Here is a 24374-nt window from a genome sequence, read left to right as displayed (position 1 = left end):
ATCTACCAAATTTCATAGTGTAAAAGTTCACCATCCAGCGTGATGATCTGTATTATACTTTCTTCTATCAACGCGACGCTTGCCGGGTCACGCCCTCTTGGCAAGGATGCGCCCCCAGGGTTTAGAAACCATGTTCTCCCTTCCCTGACAAGGGAACCTACATGGGTATGGCCCGTTATCACTAGGTCTGCACGGGATCGCAAAGCCAACTCCCTGACCTGAGAAAAGTGAGAGCCATGGCTCAAAAGTATGAGCTTCCCGTGCCACCAGATCATTACATAAGGAGAAAGGATGGGCCAGTTAAGACTTTCCTGGTCCTTTGGAAAATCACTATTCCCCTTAGCAATGAGAACAGGTACGGAAGAAATATTTATGAGATCCGCAAGGCCTGTATCAATACCGCTTTTCAATACATCCCCTGCATGAAGGATAGCTTCCACGTCCCCCCATATCTTCAACGCTTTTTCCCAGGCATCGGCATGTCCATGAGTATCGGCTATGACACCAAGTCTCTGTGACACTAAGCTTCACCTCCTCATAGAATTAGCAATGGAAAGAACATCCTGCAAAAGGGCAAAAGCAGCGAAGCGGCTTCCTGCTCCTGCTCCTTCAATGCAAATCTCTCCCATGGTGTCTGTGCAGAGAACAGCACCGTTGGTTACCCCATAAAGAGTTACGAGAGGATGGTTTGCAGGTAACGCTGTAGGAGCTACTTCGATCTTAAAGGAATTTTGCTTCCTTTCTATTTTTGAGAGAAGGCGGACAACGCCACCCTTTATTCTTGTCATATTTAGCATTTCGGGAGTTACTTCGCGGATTCCCCTTACTTCTATCATATCTTTTGTAAGTCTGGGAGCTCCCATAATGGCCTGAGCGACTATCATCGCTTTATAGGCAGAATCCCAGCCGTCAATATCCACACTGGGATCGGGCTCCGCATATCCCCGCCGTTGGGCATCAAGCAAAGCATCGTCAAGGGTGCTCCCCTGACGCATCAATTCAAGTATGTAGTTGCACGTGCCGTTTAATACTCCTTCAAAGGAAAGAACTTCCGTAGCGGGCAAACCGTGGCGAAAAAGAGAAAATAGGGGGGTCCCACACATGACCGTTCCCTCGAATAGGAACTTCGCCCCTCTTTCACGGGCGAGACTTGATAATGAATGGTACCAGAGAAAGACTGGGGACTTGTTACACGTAACGACAGACTTTCCCCGAGAAAGGGCTTTCTCCATATAGGTGCGCGCCGGCTCCCCCGTTTCCAGGCTGGAAAAGGTTGTGTCTACAAGAATGTGATAGTCACCGTTATTCAGCAAATCTTCCAGGGTGGGGGATATGTAGAGGCCATTGCTTCTGAGGCAATCTATACGTCCTGTTTCTTCTTCAGCCCTGAAAACAGATGGCATATGCAACCCCTCTTCTGAATAGAGGTTGCCCCTTCTCTGGGTCGAAATTCCCTTTATCTGAATGGTGCATCCATATTCTGAAAAAATCTTGTCACCCTTCCTCTCTAGAAGAGAACAAAATTCCCTCCCCACATTCCCGAAACCTAGAAGAAGAACTGAGATCTTCATGCATACTCCTCCAACGCGTAATAAATAATGCCCTCTAGTCTGGATATTGCTTTATTCTATCACTTCAGAACAAAAAGCCTTCGCCTTATCCTCTTCATGTTGTATTATTGTAGTGAGTTAACCAGATTTTTTATTAATTGAAGGGAGCACTATTCATGAGCGAAGAAGTTTCTCAAGCAACTCTTTTAAAAGAGCTGAAAAAACTTATCGAATCATCATCCCTCGCGACCGCCCGGTTAATAGAAGCTGTTTCCCTTAATTCACAGCTTGCTTCTTCAACAACTCCTGAAATGCGGGAACTTTTTACACAATGGCTGAACTGTGTATCCGGAGAGGTCATGAACTCTATAGAAGAAAAAGGGATTATCTGTTTGGAAGACATTTCAAAAAACATAGGAATTTCAGAAACTACTACCCTTTCCTTGCTCTTATACTTGCAGCGTCAAGGGGCCATCATAGTGAAAGAAGTTACCATAAAGAAAGGTAGGGGAGAAAACCAGGAATTGTGTCACTGTCTTCGTTAATAAATATAATGAGGTGATGATATGGCTACTGATTTGCAACTATTATCAGAAAAGGCTCACCGAAGAGCAGCTCTTGCGGAAGCAGGGCTGGGAAAGTCGCTGCCCTTTCATATCCTCTCTGAAAAAATGTGCTACCTTTCTTATTATGATATTTTTTATGAAAAGCAGTTTGAAAAGAGTTATCGGCTTTGTATTGAGAACAACATCCACACTTTTTTTATTCCACCTGTACTATTGCCCTTCGTTCTTGATTACTTTGCAGGAACGAAGCTAAGGATAGGGACTATTATTGATTACCCCTATTCGGGGCTTCCGCCTTCTATTAAAGGGGATCTCATTCGCTGGGCAGAGGATAATGGCGTAGAGGAAATTATTGTTACCCTTCGTGCAGATGTTATGCATGAAAACAAGGGACGTGAAAAAGTGCGCCAGGCCCTCCTCTCCTATGGTAAGTGCCTTGGCTCAAATATTCCCCTTTACTTCGCCTTCGATGGGCATTTTCTATCTGAAGGTCAAATTATCACCTTTGTCAGATATTCGGAGATGGCAGGCGTTTCAGGGGTAATTTGCCTGAACCTCCGGCGGCGGCTCAATATTCTGAGGGATGTGGCAGTAGTACGTTCAGCCACGCCTAATTCAATGTCTGTCGGTGTTTTAGGAAACATTAAAACATGGCAGGAAGTTGAAACACTAAGTGCCGCAGGCGCAGACATCACGGTCACCATGTGCGACCTTGAAGATTTCCGCTACCCCCTTGGTTTTCGGAAGAGTGATCAGGTCTGATTTTTGCGTTGTCTTTATGGAATTTATTGAATATCCGGGGTTTTCGAAGGCGATTTGGAGTGTTTTAAGGTGTTTTGAAGGCATAAAAAAAGATCCCTGGCGGCGACCTACTCTCCCACAGATAGCCTCTGCAGTACCATGGGCGCTGGAGGGCTTAACGTCCGGGTTCGGCATGGAACCGGGTGTGGCCCCTCCGCTGTGACCACCAGAGATCTCAAATCTACTCTTTCGCACAACAACACAGAAATGAGGGAAGAAATTCAAGGGAAAATGAGAATAAGGCCTCGGCGTATTAGTACCGGTCAGCTCAAAGCCTCTCAGCTCGTACACTTCCGGCCTATCAATCCTGTCATCTTCAGGACGCCTTACTTCCCTATCGGAATGGGGTATCTCATCTTGGAGGCGGCTTCCCGCTTAGATGCCTTCAGCGGTTATCCGACCCGAACATAGCTACCCGGCTTATGCAGCGGGCGCTACAACCGGTACACCAGAGGTTCGTCCACTTCGGTCCTCTCGTACTAGAAGCAGATCTCCTCAAATACCCTACGCCTATGGTGGATAGGGACCGAACTGTCTCACGACGTTCTAAACCCAGCTCACGTACCGCTTTAATGGGCGAACAGACCAACCCTTGGGACCTGCTTCAGCCCCAGGATGCGACGAGCCGACATCGAGGTGCCAAACCCTGCCGTCGATAGGAACTCTCGGGCAGGATCAGCCTGTTATCCCCGGGGTAGCTTTTATCCGTTGAGCGACGGCCCTTCCACTCGGTACCGCCGGATCACTAAGACCAACTTTCGTTCCTGTTCGAAACGTCTCTCTCACAGTCAAGCCACCTTATACCTTTGCGCTCTCTATGGGCGGTTTCCATACGCCCTGAGGTGACCTTTGCGCGCCTCCGTTACTCTTTAGGAGGCGACCGCCCCAGTCAAACTGCCCACCTGACACTGTCCTGCCAGCCGATTCAGACTAAACAGTTAGAACTTCAGCATGTCAAGGGTGGTATCCCAACAGCGGCTCCCGCAAAGCTGACGCCCTGCGTTCTATGCCTCCCACCTATCCTGTACATGACAGACCAAAATCCAATATCAGGCTACAGTAAAGCTCCACGGGGTCTTTCCGTCCCACCACAGGTAACTGGCGTCTTTACCAGTACCACAATTTCACCGGGTCCCTCGTTGAGACAGTGCTCAGATCGTTACACCATTCGTGCAGGTCGGAACTTACCCGACAAGGAATTTCGCTACCTTAGGACCGTTATAGTTACGGCCGCCGTTTACTGGGGCTTCATTTCAAAGCGTCGCTTGCGCTAACCTCTCCATTTAACCTTCCAGCACCGGGCAGGTGTCAGTCCCTATACTTCGGCTTACGCCTTATGCAGAGACCTGTGTTTTTAGTAAACAGTCGCCTGAGCCTGGTTTCTGCGACCACCCTTAGCTCCATATGATTTACACTTCACCAGAGTGGCACCCCTTCTCCCTAGGTTACGGGGTCAACTTGCAGAGTTCCTTAACGAGGGTTTTCCCGCTCACCTGAGCCTTCTCAGCTAGCCCACCTGCGTCGGTTTCGGGTACGGGCAGCCTATACCTCCCTAGAGGCTTTTCTCGACAGCCGAGCTTCAATGACTTCGATCCCGTGGGATCTCCCCATCAGACCTCAGAAATAGCGCCTCGGATTTGCCTGAAGCGCCTTCCTACATCCTTGGACCGGGTATTCCATCACCCGGAGCACCTAGCTTTCTGTGTCACCCCTTCAGTTATAACGGCATAGGCCGGGGCAGGAATGTCTACCTGCTGTCCATCGACTACGCTCTTCAGCCTCGTCTTAGGTCCCGCCTAACCCTGGGAGGATGAACCTTCCCCAGGAAACCTTGGGCTTTCGGTGAGTACGTTTCTCACGCACTTCGCGTTACTCATGCCGACATTCTCACTTCCATACAGTCCACGCGACCTCGCGGTTCGGCTTCACCCCGTATGGAACGCTCCCCTACCGATATATACTCATTCGCACATATCCCGCAGCTTCGGCAGTATGCTTAGCCCCCTACATTTTCGGCGCAAAAGTCCTCGACCAGTGAGCTGTTACGCACTCTTTAAAGGGTGGCTGCTTCTAAGCCAACCTCCTGGCTGTCCAGGCACTCTCACATCCTTGCCACACTTAGCATACACTTAGGGACCTTAGCTGACGGTCTGGGCTGTTTCCCTCACGACCACGGACCTTCTCACCCGTAGTCTCACTCCCGCAATACAGATATGGTATTCGAAGTTTGGTTGAATTTGGTAGGACCCCAGTCCCCCGCATCCATCCAGAGCTCTACCCCCATATCTGAACTCGCAAGGCTGCACCTCAATGCATATCGGGGAGAACCAGCTATCACCGCACTCGATTAGCTTTTCACTCCGATCCACAGCTCATCCAAATCTTTTTCAACAGATACTGGTTCGGTCCTCCATCCGGCTTCACCCGGACTTCAACCTGGCCATGGATAGATCGTACGGCTTCGGGTCTATTAAACGAAACTAACGCCCTATTAAGACTCGGTTTCCCTACGGCTACAGTGCTAACGCACCTTAACCTCGCTACGTCTAATAACTCGTCGGCTCATTTTACAAAAGGCACACCGTCACGCTCATAACATCGCTGCCACTCGCGCTCCGATTGCTTGTAGGCACACGGGTTCAGGTCTATTTCACTCCCCGCCAGGGGTGCTTTTCACCTTTCCCTCTCGGTACTGATTCTCTATCGGTCACCAGCAGTATTTAGCCTTGGATGATGGTCCACCCTGATTCAACCGGAATTCCACGTGCTCCGGCCTACTCGGGAGATCCTCTCAGAGGTCGTTACCTGTCGCCTACTGGGCTATCACCTTCTATGGCCTGCTTTCCCAACACAGTTCGGCTAGATAACAACTTTGTAACTCCAACGTCAGCCTGCGGGCTGACATGAGGATTCCCACAACCCCGACAACACAACGACCGCAGCCTTACATGCCATCGGTTTAGGCTATTCCCCTTTCGCTCACCACTACTCAGGGAATCTCTTCGATTTCTCTTCCTCCGGCTACTGAGATGTTTCACTTCGCCGGGTTCCATCCACTTATGGACGCCTGGATTCCTCCAGGCAGGTTGCCCCATTCGGACATCTGCGGGTCAAAGGCCGCTTGCGCCTATCCGCAGCTTTTCGCAGCTTGCCACGTCCTTCGTCGGCTGCTGGTGCCAAGGCATTCACCGTATGCCCTTTATACCTTATTCTACTTACTTTCCCTCGATTACTTCCCTCTATTCCTATGTCAAGGTGCAAAAGCGAAACAGGCAAGACGAAAATTTCTGCCAATCTTACGGCTCCTCATATAAGGCGCCTTTGTCTCCTTAGAAAGGAGGTGATCCAGCCGCACCTTCCGGTACGGCTACCTTGTTACGACTTCACCCCCCTCACCAGACACACCTTAGACGGATCCTTCCTCGAAAGGTTAAGCCTCCGGCTTCGGGTGCACCCAACTCGGGTGGTGTGACGGGCGGTGTGTACAAGGCCCGGGAACGTATTCACCGCGGCTTGGCTGATCCGCGATTACTAGCGATTCCTCCTTCATGCAGTCGAGTTGCAGACTGCAATCCGAACTGAGACCGACTTTGTGGGATCCGCATACCTTCGCAGGCTAGCTTCCCGCTGTATCGGCCATTGTAGCACGTGTGTCGCCCTAGGCATAAGGGCCATGATGACTTGACGTCATCCCCACCTTCCTCCAGCTTGTCGCTGGCAGTCCATCCAGAGTCCCCGACTTCACTCGATGGTAACTGGATGCAGGGGTTGCGCTCGTTGCGGGACTTAACCCAACATCTCACGACACGAGCTGACGACAGCCATGCAGCACCTGTGTACGCTCCTTGCCCGAAGGCTAGGTCCTTCTCCTTTCAGATCCGTACCACGTACATGTCAAACCTAGGTAAGGTTCTTCGGTTTGCATCGAATTAAACCACGTGCTCCACCGCTTGTGCGGGCCCCCGTCAATTCCTTTGAGTTTCAATCTTGCGACCGTACTCCCCAGGCGGAATGCTTATCGCGTTAACTCCGGCACGGATGCCTCTCGACACCCACACCTAGCATTCATCGTTTACGGCCAGGACTACCGGGGTATCTAATCCCGTTCGCTCCCCTGGCTTTCGCGCCTCAGCGTCAGTTGCTGGCCAGTAAGCCGCCTTCGCCACTGGTGTTCTTCCCGATATCTACGCATTTCACCGCTACACCGGGAATTCCGCCTACCTCTCCAGCACTCTAGATACCCAGTTTCAACCGCATCCATGAGTTGAGCCCATGACTTTAACAGCTGACTTAAATATCCGCCTGCGCGCCCTTTACGCCCAGTAATTCCGGACAACGCTCGTCCCCTACGTATTACCGCGGCTGCTGGCACGTAGTTAGCCGGGACTTCCTCGTATGGTACCGTCACTTCCTTCTTCCCATACAACAGAGGTTTACGACCCAAAGGCCTTCTTCCCTCACGCGGCGTCGCTGGGTCAGGCTTCCGCCCATTGCCCAATATTCCCCACTGCTGCCTCCCGTAGGAGTCTGGACCGTATCTCAGTTCCAGTGTGGCCGGTCGCCCTCTCAGGCCGGCTACCCGTCATCGCCTTGGTGAGCACTTACCTCACCAACTAGCTGATAGGACATGAGCCACTCCTTCAGCGGATCGCTCCTTTCACCTCTCGGCATATGGGGTATTAGCAGCCGTTTCCAACTGTTGTCCCCCTCTGAAGGGCAGGTTCTCATGCATTACTCACCCGTCCGCTACTAAACAAATATATCCACCACTCCGAAAAGTCGCTTCAATATCCGTCCCGTTCAACTTGCATGTGTTAAGCACGCCGCCAGCGTTCGTCCTGAGCCAGGATCAAACTCTCCATAAATTTCTTAAATTGACTGGCTTCTCGTTTTCGTCTCGCCTATTCACTTTACAAGGTGCTCTGTTGCTTTCGCTCCGCCTTTCGAGCGGCGCGAAGGGTATGATATCATTTTTTCAGAAGATGTCAACTCTCAAAAAAAGAAAAAGAAAAAACTTAAATACATCTCTATCCCTTGTAAATACTGGCTTTCCCTTAAGAAAAAGAATAATTGGCCTCGCCAACATCCCTTTTTCGAAATATTACATACACTTTTGGGCCTCCAAATCAGACATGTTGCCCTTTGGCTATTGACCCTTTTAACAAACAAACACTAAAATTAAAGTTGTTATCCTAATCATTCGCAAAAGCTGGGAGGGAGATTTTTGGATTTTGCAGATCTTATTCGAAAAAGGTACAGCATGAGGGATTACAGTTCACAGCCTGTTCCACAATCAGTAATTGATACATGCCTGGAGGCTGCCAGATTGGCACCCTCTGCCTGCAATTCTCAGCCATGGTCTTTTATTGTAGCCCACACCCCTGAAAAAGTCGCTTCTTTAGCGCAGGCAGCCTTTAATGGCATCTATGCAATGAATTCTTTTGCTGCGAAAGCCCCTGTGCTTATCGTTGTTATTACCGAACGATCCCGCTATAGCTCTGCCCTGGGAGGGCTTTTCCGTGGGGTTCAGTTTAGTCTCATGGATATAGCTATAGCATGTGAACACTTCTGTCTTCAGGCTACAGACCTTGGGCTTGGGACATGCATGCTCGGCTGGATCAATGAAAGAGGGATAAAAAAAGAACTCGGCCTTCCTGAATCAGTGAAAATTGACATTATGATCAGCATGGGATATCCGAAAGACATACGTTTTTTGCCACCTAAAACACGAAAATCCATAGATGACATACGACGCTTTCTCTAACTCTGAAATGAATGCTAATGATTTTACTAATACCGCTCAACAGATCTGACAACAACTCTGTGCCCATCTACTGAGCGGTATTGAAGTAACATCCTTTATATCCTTCCCCAACGGAGAAGGGCTGTTAAATGCCTCAAGAATCACAAACTTCTGGCTGATTATCGCAGCATCGGGCTTCAATAGGCATATGCGCCAGGTCACACTTCATTCCGCCCTTAAGAGAACAGGCATTGAACCCCAGTATTCTCATAAGGGATACGACCTGACCTGCAGATTGGCCTGAATAACAGCAAACCACCACTTTTTTATCTTTGGGAATTTCTTTTAGATGGTCTCCTACTTCACTCCAGAAAATGTTTACCGCACCTTCCAGGTGTTCCTCCTCATAATCTTCAGGCTTTCTGATGTCAAGGATGTAAACATTTTCTTTTCTCATAAGCTCTCCCAACTGGTCGCAGCTAATGAGATTATTGCATCCTTTTTTCAGATCCTCAAAATAACGGGCCACAACTTCTGATATCGTCTTCAAAAATAAAACCTCCCTCTTGAGCACACATAAGAATGATAATCAATATCAATAATACAAAAGGAGTGTCGAATTGTCAATTAATAATGTAAAATTAAAAATTTTTGCATAAGATTAACTCTCTTTTATTCTATCTGCCATAGATATATATAATAATCAGTCATTTCTCCCCATTTCAGCTAAACGCTGTTTTGCTTCCATTATCTGCTTAAGACGCTTTCCCGTAATAATGAAATAGGATTTTTCAGCTACGTTGGAGGCATGATCACCAACCCGTTCGAGATGACGTCCTATCCACATAAGTGCAGCAGCACATTGTGCCGTTACTTTATCGCCCTTCGGCTTTTGAGCGATTATTTGTATAAGCTCTTCAAAAATGTTGTAATAAAGGACGTCCAGTTCCTGATCCTTCAGGTAAACTTCCTCCGCAAGAGCAGGATCATTTGTTTCAAAAGCATTGAGAGCATTTCGTAACATTTCGATAGAGATATTCCTCATCTTAGGGATGTCAATAAGGGGCTTTAACAAAGGATGCTGATTGAGGAAAAGGGCCCGTTCAGCGATATTGACAGCTTCGTCCCCAATTCGTTCAAGGTCTGTTATAATTTTTGCCACAGTAAAAACGAATCGTAAATTCTCACGTACCGGCTGCCGCATGGCAATTGAGCCGAGACATTCCTGATCGATTTCCACTTCTAGCCTGTCTATTACATCATCATTTTCAACAACATGTCGAGCAAGAGCATTGTCCCTTTCTACAAGAGCTTCTATCGCTTTGTAAACAGCGTCAACAGCCTCTTCTCCCATGTTATGGACCATGGAGAGAATTCTCTTTTTATCACTCGAGTAGAGTATCATTTCCGGTGTCAGTTCCATAGTTTCCTTTTTCTTCTTCCCAAAGACCATCTCCCTCATCTCCTCTTTTTCTAAATCGACCTCCGCGGGCAACTTCAAGGGAAGCTGTTACAATAACTCGCAATGTTGCTAGAAGACTCCAAAGAAGCACATCTTGACGACAGTTGAAAAGCCGTCCCCGAAATACCATAATTTGCCTGAGCAACTGATCGTGGGACCTAAATTTTTTTGAGAGTTCCGTTGCTTTTTGAACACTGGCGGCATCATCAAGAGCAAAAGCGCGCAAACTAAAACGAACAATATCTGTAGCAACAAGAAGATAGTCTTGCCATTCTTCTTGTCGAAGTTCACTTGATAATCGCTGTTCTATCCCTTCGTTCCAAAGGGTGTAGAGTTTTCCCGTGGCAACTTCCACAATATCGGCCATAGAAATAAGGGAATAGGAAATTGCCGAATACTTTTCCATTTCCGCGGCATTGTCGATTGGCGCCGGTATAGCAAACATATAGTCGGAACACTGCTCAAGAAGAGATGGAATACCCTTTTGCAGCTTGTAGATCTGTTCTCTGTAACCCGGTGCAAAAAAAAGCATGTAAATAAATGTTTCAATATAATTTGCCATTCTTGTGATTTCTTTTTCCAACAAAGGAACAGCGAGTGGGGGAAAGTCTGTTAACGACTCATCAAGATAGATGGCCTCCCCAGGATCCTTAGCAACTTCTTTGGAAAACCAGTTTCCACTCATCACTGCGGCCCGCCGTACAAGGGGCAGAAAAACGATAACATTGATAACACTCAATCCCACCTGGTATGCTGCCAATTTCATCTCTGGATCAGGGATGGAAATAGCTACTGCTTTAAATAAAAATGGTGCGAGTGCCAACCCTGCCACGACGCCTAAACAGCGATAGGCAAGGGAAAGCCACGCAAGCCTTCGAGCATTGACCCTGGTGCCCATGCTGAAAAAGAGAACAATAATGGGAGTTCCGAGACGGGCCCCCAGAACCAAGGGGTAAAAGGCTTCCGCAGAAGCTACACCAGAAGAGATAAGGGCTATCCCAATAGCTATTATTGCTGATGAACCCTGAGTAAGGGACGATAAGAGAAAAGCGACAACGGCAAGAAGGGCTGGTCTTGTAACAATATGAGCTATAAAAGTTCCGAACTCTGGTTTTTCTATAAGAGGAGAAAAACCCACTTTTAAAAGAAGCATGCCTGTGAGAACAAAGGCCAGGCTCTTCATAATAGCGCCTATTTTTCTAATTTTATCCGAACGCCCATGGGAAAGAAAAAAGCCCAAGGCCAGAAAAAAAGGTGCAAAGGCAATGATATCAAGGGCTAAAAGGGGAGCAACGAGAGTTGAACCCACGCCCGCCCCCATCATAACTAGAATAGCACCTTCGTAAGGGAGAGCATGAATATCTACGAGCCCCACGGCAAAGGCTGTAGCCGCTGTTCCACTTTGGGCTACGGCCGAAAGTAAGACTCCCAGGGTGAAAGCCGATGAGTTCTTCTCTCCCATAGTGGTCAGAAGTTCTTTTCCTCGACTGCCAAGGTGTTTTCTGAATGCTTTATTGCTTTCTTCCAGTCCATGAAGGAGTATGACAATACCAGCAAGCATCAAGGCATAGGAAGCCAGGGTGGAACGCATGCTTAAATCATCTCTTTTCTAACAATTCAAGGGAGGAGCAGAGGCTCATCTCTTCCAGAGCTTTCTTCAAAGTAGTGTATGGCCACTCCGTGCCTCAGTCCTCTGTCGCTTACTACAAATGATTCTTCATTGGCCAAACCCAAAATTTCGTCCGCAATACATGCTCCCGCAAGGATAATATCCGCGCGCCCAGGAGACAGTCCCTTAATTTTGCATCGATCAGCTATGGTTCTAGAGGCATATTGAAGAATTTGTTCGTTTACATCCCTTTTCGTGAGGGTCATTCCGTGAACTCTATTACCACTATATGCCTCCAGTTCAAGGTGAACTGAAGCTAATGTCGTAATAGTGCCGCCTATTCCAAGAAGAGGGCCCAGTTTGAACACAGGGGGCACTTGCTCTAGTTGCTCTTTAATGATAGATCTGGTTCGTTGCAACAACTCATCAGAAACAGGGGAAATCTGTAAATAGCGCTCTGTTAATGGCACCGAACCCAGAGCAATGCTGCATTTATCGAGGACCTCTCTCCCCTTCCCCCTGACAAACTCTGTGCTGCCTCCGCCAATATCGAAAAGAGTCACTTCCTGTAATGGTGAAAAACCAAAGAGTCCTGAAAGAGCCCCTAAAAAAGCCAACTCCCCTTCCTCTTCACCTGACAAAACAGAGAGTGTAAAGCCTGTTTTCTTTGCGAGGCGGTCTATAAACACTTCCCTGTTTTGTGCAATGCGCAAAGCCATGGTGCCTACAATGATAACCCCTTCGACTTCTAGAGCTTTTGCCTGATGTATCATTGTTTCGACCATGAAAATATTTCTTTCCATGGGGACATTCTGAAGGACTCCATTCTTTGTGAGCCCTTCACTTAAACGGGTGATCTCTGTCCGCTCAAATAAAGTAGAGATTTTCTGATGAGCTTTCTCCGCGACAAAAAGTTTTACCGAATTAGACCCCACATCTATTACAGCAAGCCTTTCCTTTTTGTCCATTCTCTCGCACCCCCCTCATCAGAATCCAAAAGCGGGTCCCCATACAGCAGGATCCCGCTTTCAGGCAAGTTTTCTCAATACCTACATAAACAAGAAACTAATATGCTTTGGCAAAGATCGTTTTTCTTGCATGTGGTTTGCCTGTCAGAAAACAGGTCCCTGTACAAGTATCATTCAATGGCATACACCGCGGTGTCGCTCCAGTCTCTTCTCTTATTTTCTTTTCTTCTTCCGGCGTGCCAGCAAAATATGTTTCTACAAATCCGCCTTTCTCTTCAACAATAACCTTTAGCTCTTCCAGGGTAGAAGCCGAGAATGTGTTGGCAATCCTGAAGTCAAGAGCCCTCGTATAGAGATTCTTGTGAATATCCTCAAGAAGGGCCTTGACCCTCAACGGAACATTCTCGAATGGAATATCCTCTTTACTTCCCGTATCTCTCCGCACGGCCCTGACAGTTCCAGCGGCCAGGTCTTTTTCTCCAAGCTCGAGACGCAAAGGAACTCCTTTCTGAAGGTGATAAAAGAACCGATCACCAGGACGCATATGGAACTGCTTGTCTACGAAGGTAAAGCGTCCGCCAAGCATCTGGTCTAATTTGTCAGAAAACTCTAGGGCTCTTGGAAGCAGCTGCTCTTCCATTACCGAATCATTCGTACTGATAGGGAGGATCGCCACTTGCACGGGAGCCACTCTCGGAGGAAGAATAAGGCCGTCATTATCAGAGTGTGTCATGATAAGAGCTCCTATAAGACGAGTAGAAACCCCCCAGCTAGTTGTCCACGCATACTCCTGTTCGCCTTTCTGGTTCTGAAACTGGATATCGAAGGCCCGGGAGAAATTCTGACCAAGGAAATGGCTCGTTCCTGCCTGCAAAGCCTTTTTATCGCTCATCATGGCTTCACAGGTATAGGTGTTCACTGCCCCCGGGAAACGTTCCCCTGCTGTCTTTTCCCCTACAATTACAGGGATAGCCAGAATTTCAGTCATAATACGCCTATAGACCTCTAACATCTTAAGAGTTTCTTCCATAGCCTCTTCCTCTGTGGCGTGGGCGGTGTGCCCTTCCTGCCAAAGAAACTCAGATGTTCGCAAAAAAAGACGGGGGCGCTTCTCCCAACGCATTACATTGGCCCACTGATTGATGAGAATTGGCAAGTCTCGCCATGATTGAATCCACTTGCTGTACATATGGCCTATTACCGTTTCTGACGTAGGCCTTACAACGAGAGGTTCCTCCAAAAGCTCTCCTCCCGCATGTGTTACAACGGCGCACTCCGGAGAAAACCCTTCCACATGTTCTGCTTCCTTCTCCAAAAAGGAATTAGGGATTAAAACAGGGAAATAGGCATTCACATGTCCCGTTTCCTTAAAAGCATCGTCAAAATGTTTCTGTATGGATTCCCACAGGGAATATCCCGTGGGGCGAATCACCATACACCCTCTTACTGGGGCATAATCAGCAAGCTCAGCAACCTTAATGATGTCGAGATACCACTGAGAATAATCTGTCTCTTTCGGTGTTATGTTACGTGCCATGGTTTTCGTCTACCTCCGTAATAGAAAACCATTTTGGGGAGCACTATGGTAAGGGATGATGCCCCCAAATAGGTTTCCCAATAAAAAATCCCACTTTGAAATCATTCCTGTCATTATACAGGAACATCAGGCGCCCATCGAAAAAACGCCCTGGGGCAGAAAGGGAAATGCCTGTTTCCCAAACACTATCTGCTCTTTCTCCCCTGTCGTCGTAAGCCCATCCGGCCCCGCCAAAAAATTCGGCAGAGAGGTTTCCCCACCAGCTTCGTAAAAAAATCCGGCGTAAAGCAAGATTGAACCACGCCATTCTTTCTGCTTCTATGGGGTAGTTTGCATAACTATAAAGTTCTTCCGCTGCACCCAAATACACTGCGTGACTAGCCTCTGTCACATCTCCTTCAGCATATCCGCCCCTGAGATAGAGCCGCCAGTTCTCTGAAAGAGACATGGCATGAAAAACATTGACCCTGTAAAGGAGTTCATCATAATCAGGCCACCATAAAGCAATCTTTACAGAACTGCCTCTCGTAGGATCCAATAGATCGTCAAGAGTATTATATGCCACATAAAATGTAGGACCTAGTGCATTCTCATCCATTCCACCTGAATGTACATTTTCAAAACCCAGTCCGGCGCCCCCCTGCATTTTCCCAAGAGTAAAATGCCTTACGACCCCCGCACTATATCTCTCCCAGCTTTTTTCTGAGGAATTACCAGGAGTAACCTCCCACTTCTGACCAGACAGATGAAGTTCCCATGCCCTTGAAACCTCTGGTGATGAGAGATAACCCAAATCAGCTGCCCATTGCTTCCCCACTTTTAAATTAAGTTTTATAGAATCTCCTTCATTGTAAATATCACGGTAGATACTATTGATAAATAACCAGCGATAGGGATGAAGGTTTGTCGTATACCCCCCTATTCGAAATTCAGACAAGGGACGGCGTTGAGCGGTGAAAATAATGGCAGTACCGGCATCTTTCTCTTCAAGGCGATAATCCACCGCAAGAACATCGATGCGCTTTGAGATCTCTTTGCTGGCTTTCATCACATTCAATGTGTTCACTGGTTTCCCTATCCATGATCGGTACTTTTCCCTGAAATCTCTACATTCTGTATCAGGAAGCCCCTCAAGACATACATCTGTGACAATTTCGGGGCTCTCTTTTTTGTGGTAAAGAGGCAAAGGGGCACCTTCGGATAATTGTTGAATTTCCTTAAGATGGGCCATCGCCACCTCCCGTCCAGCCTCAATCACTTCTTCAGACCTTGATGCATCAAAAAGCGGCATTTTCCCCACGTCAGGAACCAGCAAAAGATCAGCGTCCCTCTCTTCTGTTTCTACGTTCTGCTGAGTCAGAACAGTTATGGATTGGTCTATAACATCTACGACCGTCCGCAGATCCTCCCTCGACTTCAGAGTCTTCGTTACATTTACGGCAATAATAGGATAGCCTGGAAAAAGTTCCTTCGCCGTTTTAACCGGCAAATTTGAAACCAGCCCCCCATCGACTAGAAGGCGTCCTCCAACTGCCCATGGTTCAAAAAGGCCTGGAATTGCCATAGAAGCACGCATTGCGGAAGCCAGGCTCCCATTTGTCAACACAACCTTCTTTCCTGTTTCCAGGTCAGTAGCCACAGCCGCAAAGGGAATGGGCAGTTCATTAAAATGAACAATCTGGACTCTTGAAGCCATTTGAGCAAATTTCTCTAAAAGCTTTACTCCCGAAAACCCTCCAAGAGAACCGCTGGCGCCTCTTCCATGGATAATCGATATCCAGGGAACCGCATCTCCCTCTCGCTCACCAAGAGGTAAAAACATGGGAGAAGCCCGTTCAGAAAGAAGACTCCCTAAATCTATATTATTAACAGCTTCTTCAAGTTCAATCCCTTTGTACCCGCTAGATGCGAGGCCCCCAATAATTGCCCCCATGCTTGTTCCTACTATTCCTGCTACAGGAATGTTGTATTCTTCAAGCACTTGAAGAACCCCAATATGAGCAAGCCCTTTGGTTCCTCCCCCAGACAGGGCAAGGACTATTCCTCCATGAGAAGCTGCTGCCCAAGCTGATCCGTTCCCCCAAAAACAGACTAAAAGAACAAGTCCGGCCCATAAACGTCGAAAATTAAGCATCTGGCAGCCTCCTTTTGTGTAATATGATAGGGTTATTTATGAATTTTAACTTACACTGTTCCACTAAACAACTCTTTTAAACACATCCGTTCTTGTGCTGTCTATTAAAAGAGGGTACAATTTGGATAATTATTAACAGTGCGGTGTATGAGCTTTTTAAAAGAACCACTCAATAACCATGGGAGGTGCAAAGGGGAATGGAAAACGAGAAAAAGGGGATGTTTGACTGGTATTTCAAAAGCAATTTATTAATTCGGATTCTTATTGGACTCGTACTTGGCGCAATTGTAGGATTGGTGGCTGGCAACTCCATACTTTGGGTCAGGCCCTTGGGTGACATCTTCGTCAGACTTCTGAAAATGATCGTTACGCCTATTATTTTAACCACCCTTGTTGTGGGTTCCGCGAGCATAAGTCCGGCAGAGCTTGGTAAGGTCGGCGTCAAAATTGTCATTTACTACCTTTTCACTTCTGCAGTTGCCGTTGCAATCGGTCTTCTTATGGGAAATGTATTTCGACCGGGACTAGGACTTGACCTTGGCTCTATAGGGGAAGCAGCGGGAAAGGCGTTAGAGAAACCGTCCCTCGCAAATACTTTCCTCAATATTATCCCAACAAACCCCTTCGCTTCTCTTTCTGGAGGCGACGTACTCCCAATAATTTTCTTTGCTATCCTGTTCGGTCTTGGCATCAGCTATCTTAAGATAAGCAAAGATTCACGAATTCGCGAAGCGGGAGAACTTCTGTTTAAGTTCTTTGACGGTGCTGCCGAAGCAATGTATAAGATCGTCGGCTGGGTCTTACAGTATGCCCCTATAGGAGTCTTCGCTCTTATCTCCGTGGTCTTTGCCCAGCAGGGAGCTAAGGCCATTGGGCCATTATGGGGCGTAACTCTGGCTTGCTTCCTCGGCTATATCCTTCATCTTATTGTTGTTTACGGTGGGGCTCTCTCTTTGTACAAATTAAGTTTTTCTACCTTTTTGAAAGGCTCAAAGGAAGCCATGATTACCGCTTTTGTAACGAGAAGCAGCGGTGGAACCCTTCCAATAACAATGCGTAATGCCGATGAGAATCTAGGAATCGCAAAGAACGTATACTCTTTCACCCTACCATTAGGCGCCACTATCAACATGGATGGAACCGCTATCTACCAAGGCGTCTGCGCTCTCTTCATAGGCTTTGCCGTAGGACTGCCCCTTAACTTTAGTCAGCAAATCACAGTTATTCTCACTGCTGTTCTAGCCTCAATTGGAACGGCGGGAGTACCTGGTGCCGGGGCTATAATGCTGCTTCTTGTTCTGGATTCCATCGGCCTGCCTATAGAACAAGGATCCCCTGTAGCCGCGGCCTATGCCATGATATTAGGCATTGACGCCATTCTTGATATGGGGCGTACCTGCCTGAATGTTACTGGGGATATGGTGGGATCAGCTATAGTTGCAAAGAGTGAAAACTTGCTCGATCTTTCGAAGTGGGGGAAGTGACAGATACAGTAAAGAGAAGTTAATCAATAAAAGCTGCCTGGAAAAGGCAGCTTTTATTGTTTCCTCGCAATTTTACGTTGCTTCCTCCAGAGCCTGTAATTTCGAACAACAAGGCGCACCATGGGAAGCTTCAGCAACATCGGATCGAATTCATATTCACCAACACGCCGATATTCATCACAAATATCAAGGAGTGGAGATTTAGGACATTTCACAATCTGATCTGGATAAATGCTCCTATATCCAGAAACCACGAAGGCGATTACAGAAGCAATAGCAGCGAGACTTGCCACTCGCGATCCAAAAAGCTCTGCTGCCAAGATAGTCGCTGCTATGGGTGTGTTAGCTGCTCCTGCTAGAACAGCAACAAAGCCAATACAGCTAAAAAGTACTGGGTCAAGGCTAAAGATAGAAGCAAAAGTCGCACCTGATGCCGCTCCTATAAAGAGCGTGGGCGTTACCACTCCTCCACTTCCTCCAGCTCCTTTGGTCAAACCTGTAAATAGTGACTTCCAAAAAAATGCCAATTTGGGAATCTCTTGACCGGTTATAGCGTCTGTTATAGTCTGAGACCCTAACCCGACGTACCTTGGCCCCACAACAGATGATAAGAGCACCAAAAAAAGTCCCCCGCAGAAAGCGCTAAAAAGTGGATGAAAGGCCAGTTTTCTGTATCCTCTTCGTGCCAGATGAAGAACCTCTATAAAAAGTAGCGCTACAAGACCGAAAAAGACCCCCGCAAGAACTACCCATAAAAGGACATGAGGGCCTGTCATTTTAGGAATATACAAAAGAGGCTGATATATATATGCCATGCCAAGGTTTAAAGAAACCTGATAGCTTACCATCCCGCTGACTATGCATGGCAAAAGAACATCATAAAATACCTGTCCCACATATAAAACTTCAAGGCCAAAGACAGCACCAGCTACAGGAGCTCCAAAAACTGAAGCCATACCAGCAGAAACACCACAAACAACCAGTTTTCTTCGATCTATATCATTTAAACGAAAACCTGTGGCAAAAACATTAGATACTGCTGAGCCTATCTGAGCACTCGGACCTTCCTGTCCAAGAGAACCACCAGTGGAAATGGTGATTACAGCAGCTATAACTTTGACAATAACAGTATAAACGTCGATCCTTCCCTGGTGATGATGGACAGCCTCTACAACACTCTCTGTACCTTGAGTGCTGTCTGCAACCTTTAGATACCGAACCATGGAAACGCTTGCAAGAAGTCCCAAAGGGAGCAAAAGTATTCTCCAAGGCGGCAAACTTCCCACTCCTTTGGAGCATTTTTCAAGGGCCAGCATAAAAGTAGAAACGGCTGTCCCCACAAAAACACCTATAACGACAGCCAGCACAAGCCATTTAAATACGCTATAAAAAAGAGCGAACTCTTCTTTGAAGAGTCTCGACCATTCACCCTCCCTCAACAAACTCACTCCTTGACCTGCCCTCTGGTTTTAGAGGCAAGATAACGACGAATAATAACAAAAGCAGCCAGATCATCCACATCTCTATTGGGAACCCTTAAAGACTTTGGTATAAACTTCCATACCCCTTGAGGCGGGTGCAAACGCCAATAAACTTTCCGGGCTTCCAGAGTCGTACCATACTCTTCAACCACTTGAGCATCAAGTCCTCTTTCTTTTAGAAAAAGCAGCACTTCTTTACATGTGGTTCCATTACCTACAACAATGGTAAGCTCGCTTTCACTTAAAAGAGGCTCTTTTTCTCTTTCTTTAAGCCACGGAAGCAAATTATGCCATTGCTTTTGCATAAAAACTTCCCAAAAAGATGACAACTCTTCTTTATTCACAATTCCTGAAAAAAGCAAGGCTCCTTTGCTATCTGCGAAAGCCCAGCCTATTTTATCTTTTCCGGGATCGATGCCGAGTATCATGAGGAGTGCCCTAATGTAGAGGCCCAACGGGGGTAAAGCCAGAGCCACTGATCGGGATATTGAGATATCCACGAACTTATAAAATTGTTGCAACTGGCTACAGCTTCCCACATGTTTTCGCCAAACTTTTCTGAAGATTCATCCTCAAAAGGAGGGAGAATATAAAGATCGTGGTGGATGTGATCAGGCCTTCTTATCATCACAATGGGCAACATTGGGCTTCCATATTTAAGACTCATTTTTATCGGCCCATAGGGGGTACTGGCAGGGAGACCGAGAAAGGGCGCAACTATCCCCTTATCCCGAGCATCCTGATCTATCAGAACACCTAAAATTTCCCCTTTCTTAAGACAGGTCATGGCGGCTTTTAAACTAAATCCCTTGCTTATTGTTAAAACACCGCAGTCACGCCTGTAATCAATGATCAGATCGGTAATCCTTTCATCCCGCTGCTCGGCTCCTATGGCGTTCACTGGGTAACCCTTTCTTACGAGAGAAGCCGCGGCCATCTCCCAATTGCCTATATGGCCTGTAATAAAGATTACTCCCCTGCCTTTTTCATAGGCTCGTCGAAGATGTTCCTCTCCATGGATAGTTACGAGAGAGTCGAGGGTATGAATGTTTTTGGGAAGACATGTAAATTCAGCTACAGACCGTCCCATATTGGCATAAGAACCTTTCACTATCTTTCTTGCCGTTGTTACTCCCACACCCAAGGCTCTGACGCATCGGCGTTCTGCGCTATCAACCCTTCTTTTGCTGAAAGCCCACAAAACGACACCTAAGAAACCGCCGAAAGAAACCGCCAAAGAATGGGGCAAAGCATTAAAGGTTTTCTGTGCGTATTTTATTATTTTCCACGTTGTATCTTTACTTAAACCCACAAATACATCCTCCCAAAAATCTCTGGTTTTCATCTCTTAATCTATGTGTAACTATGATCATATTGCGTTATACTTATTGAAAGGGAAAATTCTTCAGGAGGTGAGAGTAATTTGTTACGGCGAATTCTTTTCCCCATGGATATGTCTCCATTTTCAAAGGAAGCGCTTTTGTGGCTTTCAAAAAGAGCGTTACAGCGCCAATCAGATCTTCTTGTTGTGCATGTAGTGAGCCCTGCCGCAGGCCTCAACACTCCTCATCTCGTACAAGAAACAGAAGTAGCCCTCAATGAATTTTGTCAGAAAAATCTTCCCGAAGAGCTTTTTTATAAAGTTATTGTCGCTACTGGGGATCCACTCGAGATCATCCCTGAATATGCGAGCAAAGAAAAATGCACTTTCGCTGTAATCCCGATTCAGGAGGCCGAAGAAATCGCTCCCCTAGTGAAACAACTTGCCATCCCTCAGCTTATCCTTCGGTCAAGGAATGGGCATTTCCCAGAGGGGGATATATACAATAATATCACTGTTGCCGTAGACCTTTCTCCCGAACGCACTGACATGATGCTAAGTGAACTTAGAGACATCTTACAGCAAGTGGATACCGTCCCGTCTATAACCCTTGTCCATGGCATACCCCTCGAAGATGCGGAAGATTCCCAAACCCTTCTTAATGCGGCTGAAGGAGCCCTTGAAATTGTAGCACAAGAAGTAAGTACCTGGAACCCAAACACATCCATCCACATTGTAAGCGGACAACCTGAAATAGAACTGACCCAATGGATAGAAGAAACTGCGCCAAGCCTTCTCGTTGTCGGCCTTTCTACACACAGAGAGATGTGGCAATTAATTCTTGGAACTACCGCAGAAGCACTGATTGAGGGAACGACTTGCCCCGTGCTTGTTTTTCCTACTGCCTGACAAATAAATTGGAAGGTATCATAGGTTCAAGACGATCAATACGAGTATGTATCAAAAATTGAACAAATGAACGGCGTTTCAAAGGGTTATCCTTAAAAATAAAGACCGTCTGATCCCTTGCTGTTTCCACTCTATCACAAAGCATGGAAAGTTGTTTTTTTACCATTCCTTCTATGTTTTGCTGGGTGCGTATTGTTATAGTGCGAGAGGAAGCCCCGCCTTTAGCATAAGACCGCTGCAATGTCCTGATCTTAGAAGGTTCACTGCTAGAAGAAACAAAAATATGATAAAAACCCTCTTCAGCAAAAGTATTAATGTAAAGGTCAATAGTATTCTCTCCAGCTTCTTGTGCCACAACGTTCCATGGGGTGGGAATTTCCCGCACCTCCCCACTAAAAGAAAAATCACTGCTCCAGGCAACTTTTAATGCTTTGACTGCCAGTTTTTTAGAATCACTTGTTTCAATTTGGCTATGGTAAAGTTTTGTAGCAAATTCATAGTCAATATGAAAATCTGGAATAAAAAACTCCGGATCTCCTGATTGCACAATAAAAAGAATTCCTGCTGCCATCTCTTTTCTGTTTATTTCGCATAATTCTTGAAGATGTTTCACTGCCCTTAAAGAAGGAGCGTCAGGGAACATCGCTATTTTACGTCCAAAAAGAGTACATGATTTAACTTCTATCAACATTTGATCCGTTCCATCTGAAACGAGGAGGTCAAAACGGCTGTTACCCCGGGAAACCTCCCTTTTAACAACCCTGAAATTCTCCAATCCCGGGACGAGCCCTCCATCAAAAAGCCATGCCGCTACGTCATTTGTTTTATGGGTATGCAACATCACTGGACCATGTTCCGTCATAGCTCCAATAACAGTGAATTCCGTTTTTCGCGAGGGGTTGACGTGAGGATCTTTATGTAAATAAATAAGCGTGTCCGGCAGCAACACCTCCCATAAACGACCTGGGTTGGGTAAAAAGGCCTGAACTTTCTGATCGCCATGAAGACATTCCACCAAAAAGCGATTGGGCCTTGCAAGAAAGGTTGCTTCCAGAAGGGGCTGTTTTCCTGCTATCCTGAACATTTCGGACATGCGACTTCCTCCTCAAGACTAAACTCAGCTCATCTTTTCCAATAAAAGAGCAATAAAAGGGATAGCTATAAGTACTATTGAAACACGAATAACATGGAAAACAAGGGCTAAGGAAGCATTTGCGCCAGACTCCACCGCGGCTAAACCTAACCCCGAGAGTCCTCCAGGAGCCATGGAAAACACCGCTGTCATTAAATCCATTTTGCATAATTTGGAAACAAAACAAGCCATAAAAACACTGAATACAAGAATCACAAGACTATAAATAATTGCTACCGGGATAAAACGGGGAATCTGTCGAACAGAAGCCACGTCAGCCTGGGCGACAATAACAAATGCTACTAATAATTGAGAGCAAAAAGAAAGGTAGGGGAGACGAAGAGTCTCCAGTCCCATAAAGCTCTTTGCAAACAGCCCTCCCAACATACCCCCCACGAGAGCCCCTGACGGGATTTTCAAAGTATATCCAACAACCCCTCCTATTAGAACCGCGACGCAAAGATTGATATTTGCCATTCTTATACTCCACCGCCTCTTTCAAAAACGGGGGCTTTAAAAGCCCCCGTGAAATTATTCCACATATAATTTTAGCTCAACAGTGTAAGCATGACGGCTGCAGCCACAGCAGTTCCGATGACGCCGGCCACATTAGGTCCCATGGCATGCATGAGGAGGAAGTTGCCGGGGTGTTCTTTTTGGCACATGCGCTGCACCACCCTGGCGGCCATGGGGACCGCCGACACTCCCGCCGCCCCGATCATGGGGTTGATCTTTCCCCCGCTTATCACTTTCATGGCCTGACCCAGCACGACGCCTCCGGCGGTGCTGAAGACGAAGGCCACGAGGCCGAGGACGATGATCTTGATGGTTCCCATGGTGAGGAAATATTCCGCGCTCATGGTGGCTCCCACCGACAGGCCGAGGAAGATGGTGGTGGCGTTCAGGATTTCGTTCTGAGCCGCCTGGTTCAACCGTTCTGTCACCCCGCACTCCCGAAGGAGGTTCCCGAACATGAGGGTTCCGATCAGGGGCACCGACGAGGGAAGAAGCAGCCCTGCCGACACGGTGCACACGATGGGGAAGAGCACCCGTTCAAGCTTGGAGACGGGGCGGAGCTGATCCATCCGGATACCCCGGTCCGCCTTGGTGGTGAGCAGACGGATCACCGGCGGCTGGATCAGGGGGACCAGGGACATGTAGCTGTAGGCGGCCACCGCCACAGCCCCCAGGATCTGGGGGGCCAGCTTCACGGTGAGGTAGATGCTTGTGGGGCCGTCGGCACCGCCTATGATGGCGATGGACGCCGCCTCCTTCACGTTGAAGCCGAGAAGCAGCGCGCCGAACAGGGCGATGAAGACACCCAGCTGGGCCGCCGCTCCCAGAAGGAAGGTGATGGGGTTGGCCAGAAGGGGCGCGAAGTCTGTCAGCGCGCCTATACCCATGAAGATGATCACGGGGTAGATCTCATGTTCTGTTCCGAAAAAGACATAACGCAAAAAGCCTCCCTCGTCCATGATACCCGAAAGGGGCAGGTTGACCAGCAGGCATCCAAATCCGATGGGAACCAGCAGCAGGGGTTCAAATCCCTTCACGATGGCCAGGTAGAGCATGATGAAGGCCACCAGCAGCATGACCATGTTCCCCCACGTAAGGCCCGCGAAACCTGAGGAGCGAAGGATCATTCCTAATGAGTTTGCATAAATTTCCATGTTCGCC

General features: G+C 47.3%; 19 protein-coding genes and 3 rRNA genes. 5 read left to right on the top strand and 17 right to left on the bottom strand.

Translation table 11 applies throughout. The features are described from left to right. Positions 1-2: 2 nt before the first annotated feature. Positions 3-521, bottom strand: coding sequence for a YfcE family phosphodiesterase (locus AMICO_RS01420; protein ID WP_013047699.1), 519 nt, complete (start codon positions 519-521; stop codon positions 3-5). 6 nt (positions 522-527) lie between these two features. Beyond that, positions 528-1571, bottom strand: a complete 1044-nt coding sequence (locus AMICO_RS01415) for a homoserine dehydrogenase (RefSeq protein ID WP_013047698.1) — start codon at positions 1569-1571, stop codon at positions 528-530. Between the two features lie 155 nt (positions 1572-1726). Here AMICO_RS01415 and AMICO_RS01410 point away from each other — a divergent pair, with 155 nt between their 5' ends. Further along, positions 1727-2095, top strand: coding sequence for a hypothetical protein (locus tag AMICO_RS01410; protein WP_013047697.1), 369 nt, complete (start codon positions 1727-1729; stop codon positions 2093-2095). Positions 2096-2116: 21 nt separating this feature from the next. Then, positions 2117-2878: a beta/alpha barrel domain-containing protein gene (locus AMICO_RS01405; RefSeq protein ID WP_013047696.1), complete on the top strand. Its 762-nt coding sequence runs from the start codon at positions 2117-2119 to the stop codon at positions 2876-2878. 94 nt (positions 2879-2972) lie between these two features. Here the strand turns inward: AMICO_RS01405 and rrf are convergent. The 3 genes from rrf to AMICO_RS01390 all read right to left on the bottom strand — a co-directional run bounded on the left by rrf (position 2973) and on the right by AMICO_RS01390 (position 7782). Beyond that, a 5S ribosomal RNA gene (gene rrf, locus AMICO_RS01400) occupies positions 2973-3088 on the bottom strand. Between the two features lie 62 nt (positions 3089-3150). Then, positions 3151-6129: ribosomal RNA gene (locus AMICO_RS01395) — 23S ribosomal RNA — on the bottom strand. A gap of 121 nt (positions 6130-6250) precedes the next feature. Further along, positions 6251-7782, bottom strand: a 16S ribosomal RNA gene (locus tag AMICO_RS01390). Together the 16S, 23S and 5S rRNA genes form the textbook arrangement of a ribosomal RNA operon. A 359-nt stretch (positions 7783-8141) precedes the next feature. Here AMICO_RS01390 and AMICO_RS01385 point away from each other — a divergent pair. Next, entirely contained in the window at positions 8142-8681 is a 540-nt protein-coding gene (locus tag AMICO_RS01385; protein ID WP_013047695.1) for a nitroreductase family protein, read from the top strand. 133 nt (positions 8682-8814) lie between these two features. On the opposite strand, the gene AMICO_RS01380 is transcribed toward AMICO_RS01385, so the two are convergent. The 6 genes from AMICO_RS01380 to AMICO_RS01355 all read right to left on the bottom strand — a co-directional run bounded on the left by AMICO_RS01380 (position 8815) and on the right by AMICO_RS01355 (position 16370). Then, the gene (locus tag AMICO_RS01380; RefSeq protein WP_013047694.1) at positions 8815-9210 is read right to left on the bottom strand and encodes a rhodanese-like domain-containing protein; all 396 of its coding nucleotides are present in this window, start codon (positions 9208-9210) and stop codon (positions 8815-8817) included. A gap of 153 nt (positions 9211-9363) precedes the next feature. After that, positions 9364-10113 carry a phosphate signaling complex protein PhoU gene (gene phoU / locus AMICO_RS01375; protein ID WP_041459300.1) on the bottom strand — a complete coding sequence of 250 codons (750 nt, stop codon included), beginning with the start codon at positions 10111-10113 and terminating at the stop codon, positions 9364-9366. Beyond that, entirely contained in the window at positions 10046-11713 is a 1668-nt protein-coding gene (locus AMICO_RS01370; RefSeq protein ID WP_013047692.1) for a Na/Pi cotransporter family protein, read from the bottom strand. The genes phoU and AMICO_RS01370 overlap by 68 nt, the downstream gene beginning before the upstream one ends. Before the next feature lie 26 nt (positions 11714-11739). Then, positions 11740-12699 (bottom strand): Ppx/GppA phosphatase family protein, encoded by a 960-nt coding sequence (locus tag AMICO_RS01365; protein WP_013047691.1) that lies wholly within the window; start codon positions 12697-12699, stop codon positions 11740-11742. Positions 12700-12796: 97 nt separating this feature from the next. Continuing rightward, positions 12797-14236 (bottom strand): proline--tRNA ligase, encoded by a 1440-nt coding sequence (gene proS, locus AMICO_RS01360; RefSeq protein WP_013047690.1) that lies wholly within the window; start codon positions 14234-14236, stop codon positions 12797-12799. Between the two features lie 43 nt (positions 14237-14279). Next, on the bottom strand, positions 14280-16370 hold the full coding sequence (locus AMICO_RS01355) for a patatin-like phospholipase family protein (protein ID WP_013047689.1): 2091 nt from the start codon (positions 16368-16370) through the stop codon (positions 14280-14282). Positions 16371-16567: 197 nt separating this feature from the next. Between AMICO_RS01355 and AMICO_RS01350 the strand changes: the two genes are divergently transcribed. Continuing rightward, positions 16568-17854 carry a dicarboxylate/amino acid:cation symporter gene (locus tag AMICO_RS01350; protein ID WP_013047688.1) on the top strand — a complete coding sequence of 429 codons (1287 nt, stop codon included), beginning with the start codon at positions 16568-16570 and terminating at the stop codon, positions 17852-17854. Positions 17855-17907: 53 nt separating this feature from the next. Here AMICO_RS01350 and AMICO_RS01345 read toward each other — a convergent pair whose 3' ends face one another. Genes AMICO_RS01345 through AMICO_RS01335 form a run of 3 tightly spaced genes read right to left on the bottom strand, consistent with a single transcriptional unit; the run spans position 17908 to position 20647 of the window. Then, a complete protein-coding gene (locus AMICO_RS01345; RefSeq protein ID WP_148211305.1) occupies positions 17908-19302 on the bottom strand; it encodes a chloride channel protein in 1395 nt (464 codons plus the stop codon). Next, positions 19299-19763: a RuvC family protein gene (locus AMICO_RS01340; RefSeq protein ID WP_013047686.1), complete on the bottom strand. Its 465-nt coding sequence runs from the start codon at positions 19761-19763 to the stop codon at positions 19299-19301. Before AMICO_RS01340 ends, AMICO_RS01345 begins: the two co-directional genes overlap by 4 nt. Next, the gene (locus tag AMICO_RS01335) at positions 19760-20647 is read right to left on the bottom strand and encodes a lysophospholipid acyltransferase family protein (RefSeq protein ID WP_013047685.1); all 888 of its coding nucleotides are present in this window, start codon (positions 20645-20647) and stop codon (positions 19760-19762) included. The genes AMICO_RS01340 and AMICO_RS01335 overlap by 4 nt, the downstream gene beginning before the upstream one ends. A gap of 111 nt (positions 20648-20758) precedes the next feature. On the opposite strand from AMICO_RS01335, the gene AMICO_RS01330 reads away from it, so the two are divergent. After that, positions 20759-21565, top strand: coding sequence for a universal stress protein (locus AMICO_RS01330; RefSeq protein WP_013047684.1), 807 nt, complete (start codon positions 20759-20761; stop codon positions 21563-21565). Here the strand turns inward: AMICO_RS01330 and sfsA are convergent. The 3 genes from sfsA to AMICO_RS01315 all read right to left on the bottom strand — a co-directional run bounded on the left by sfsA (position 21555) and on the right by AMICO_RS01315 (position 24367). Next, a complete protein-coding gene (gene sfsA, locus AMICO_RS01325; protein ID WP_013047683.1) occupies positions 21555-22658 on the bottom strand; it encodes a DNA/RNA nuclease SfsA in 1104 nt (367 codons plus the stop codon). The genes AMICO_RS01330 and sfsA overlap by 11 nt on opposite strands. Before the next feature lie 24 nt (positions 22659-22682). Then, a complete protein-coding gene (locus tag AMICO_RS01320; RefSeq protein ID WP_013047682.1) occupies positions 22683-23174 on the bottom strand; it encodes an AbrB family transcriptional regulator in 492 nt (163 codons plus the stop codon). Between the two features lie 71 nt (positions 23175-23245). After that, a complete protein-coding gene (locus tag AMICO_RS01315; protein WP_013047681.1) occupies positions 23246-24367 on the bottom strand; it encodes a sodium ion-translocating decarboxylase subunit beta in 1122 nt (373 codons plus the stop codon). Positions 24368-24374: the final 7 nt, after the last annotated feature.

The organism is Aminobacterium colombiense DSM 12261, from assembly GCF_000025885.1.
Taxonomy (GTDB): domain Bacteria; phylum Synergistota; class Synergistia; order Synergistales; family Aminobacteriaceae; genus Aminobacterium; species Aminobacterium colombiense.
Note: the sequence above shows the minus strand (reverse complement) of the source record. Positions and strands in the feature narration are given on the sequence as shown.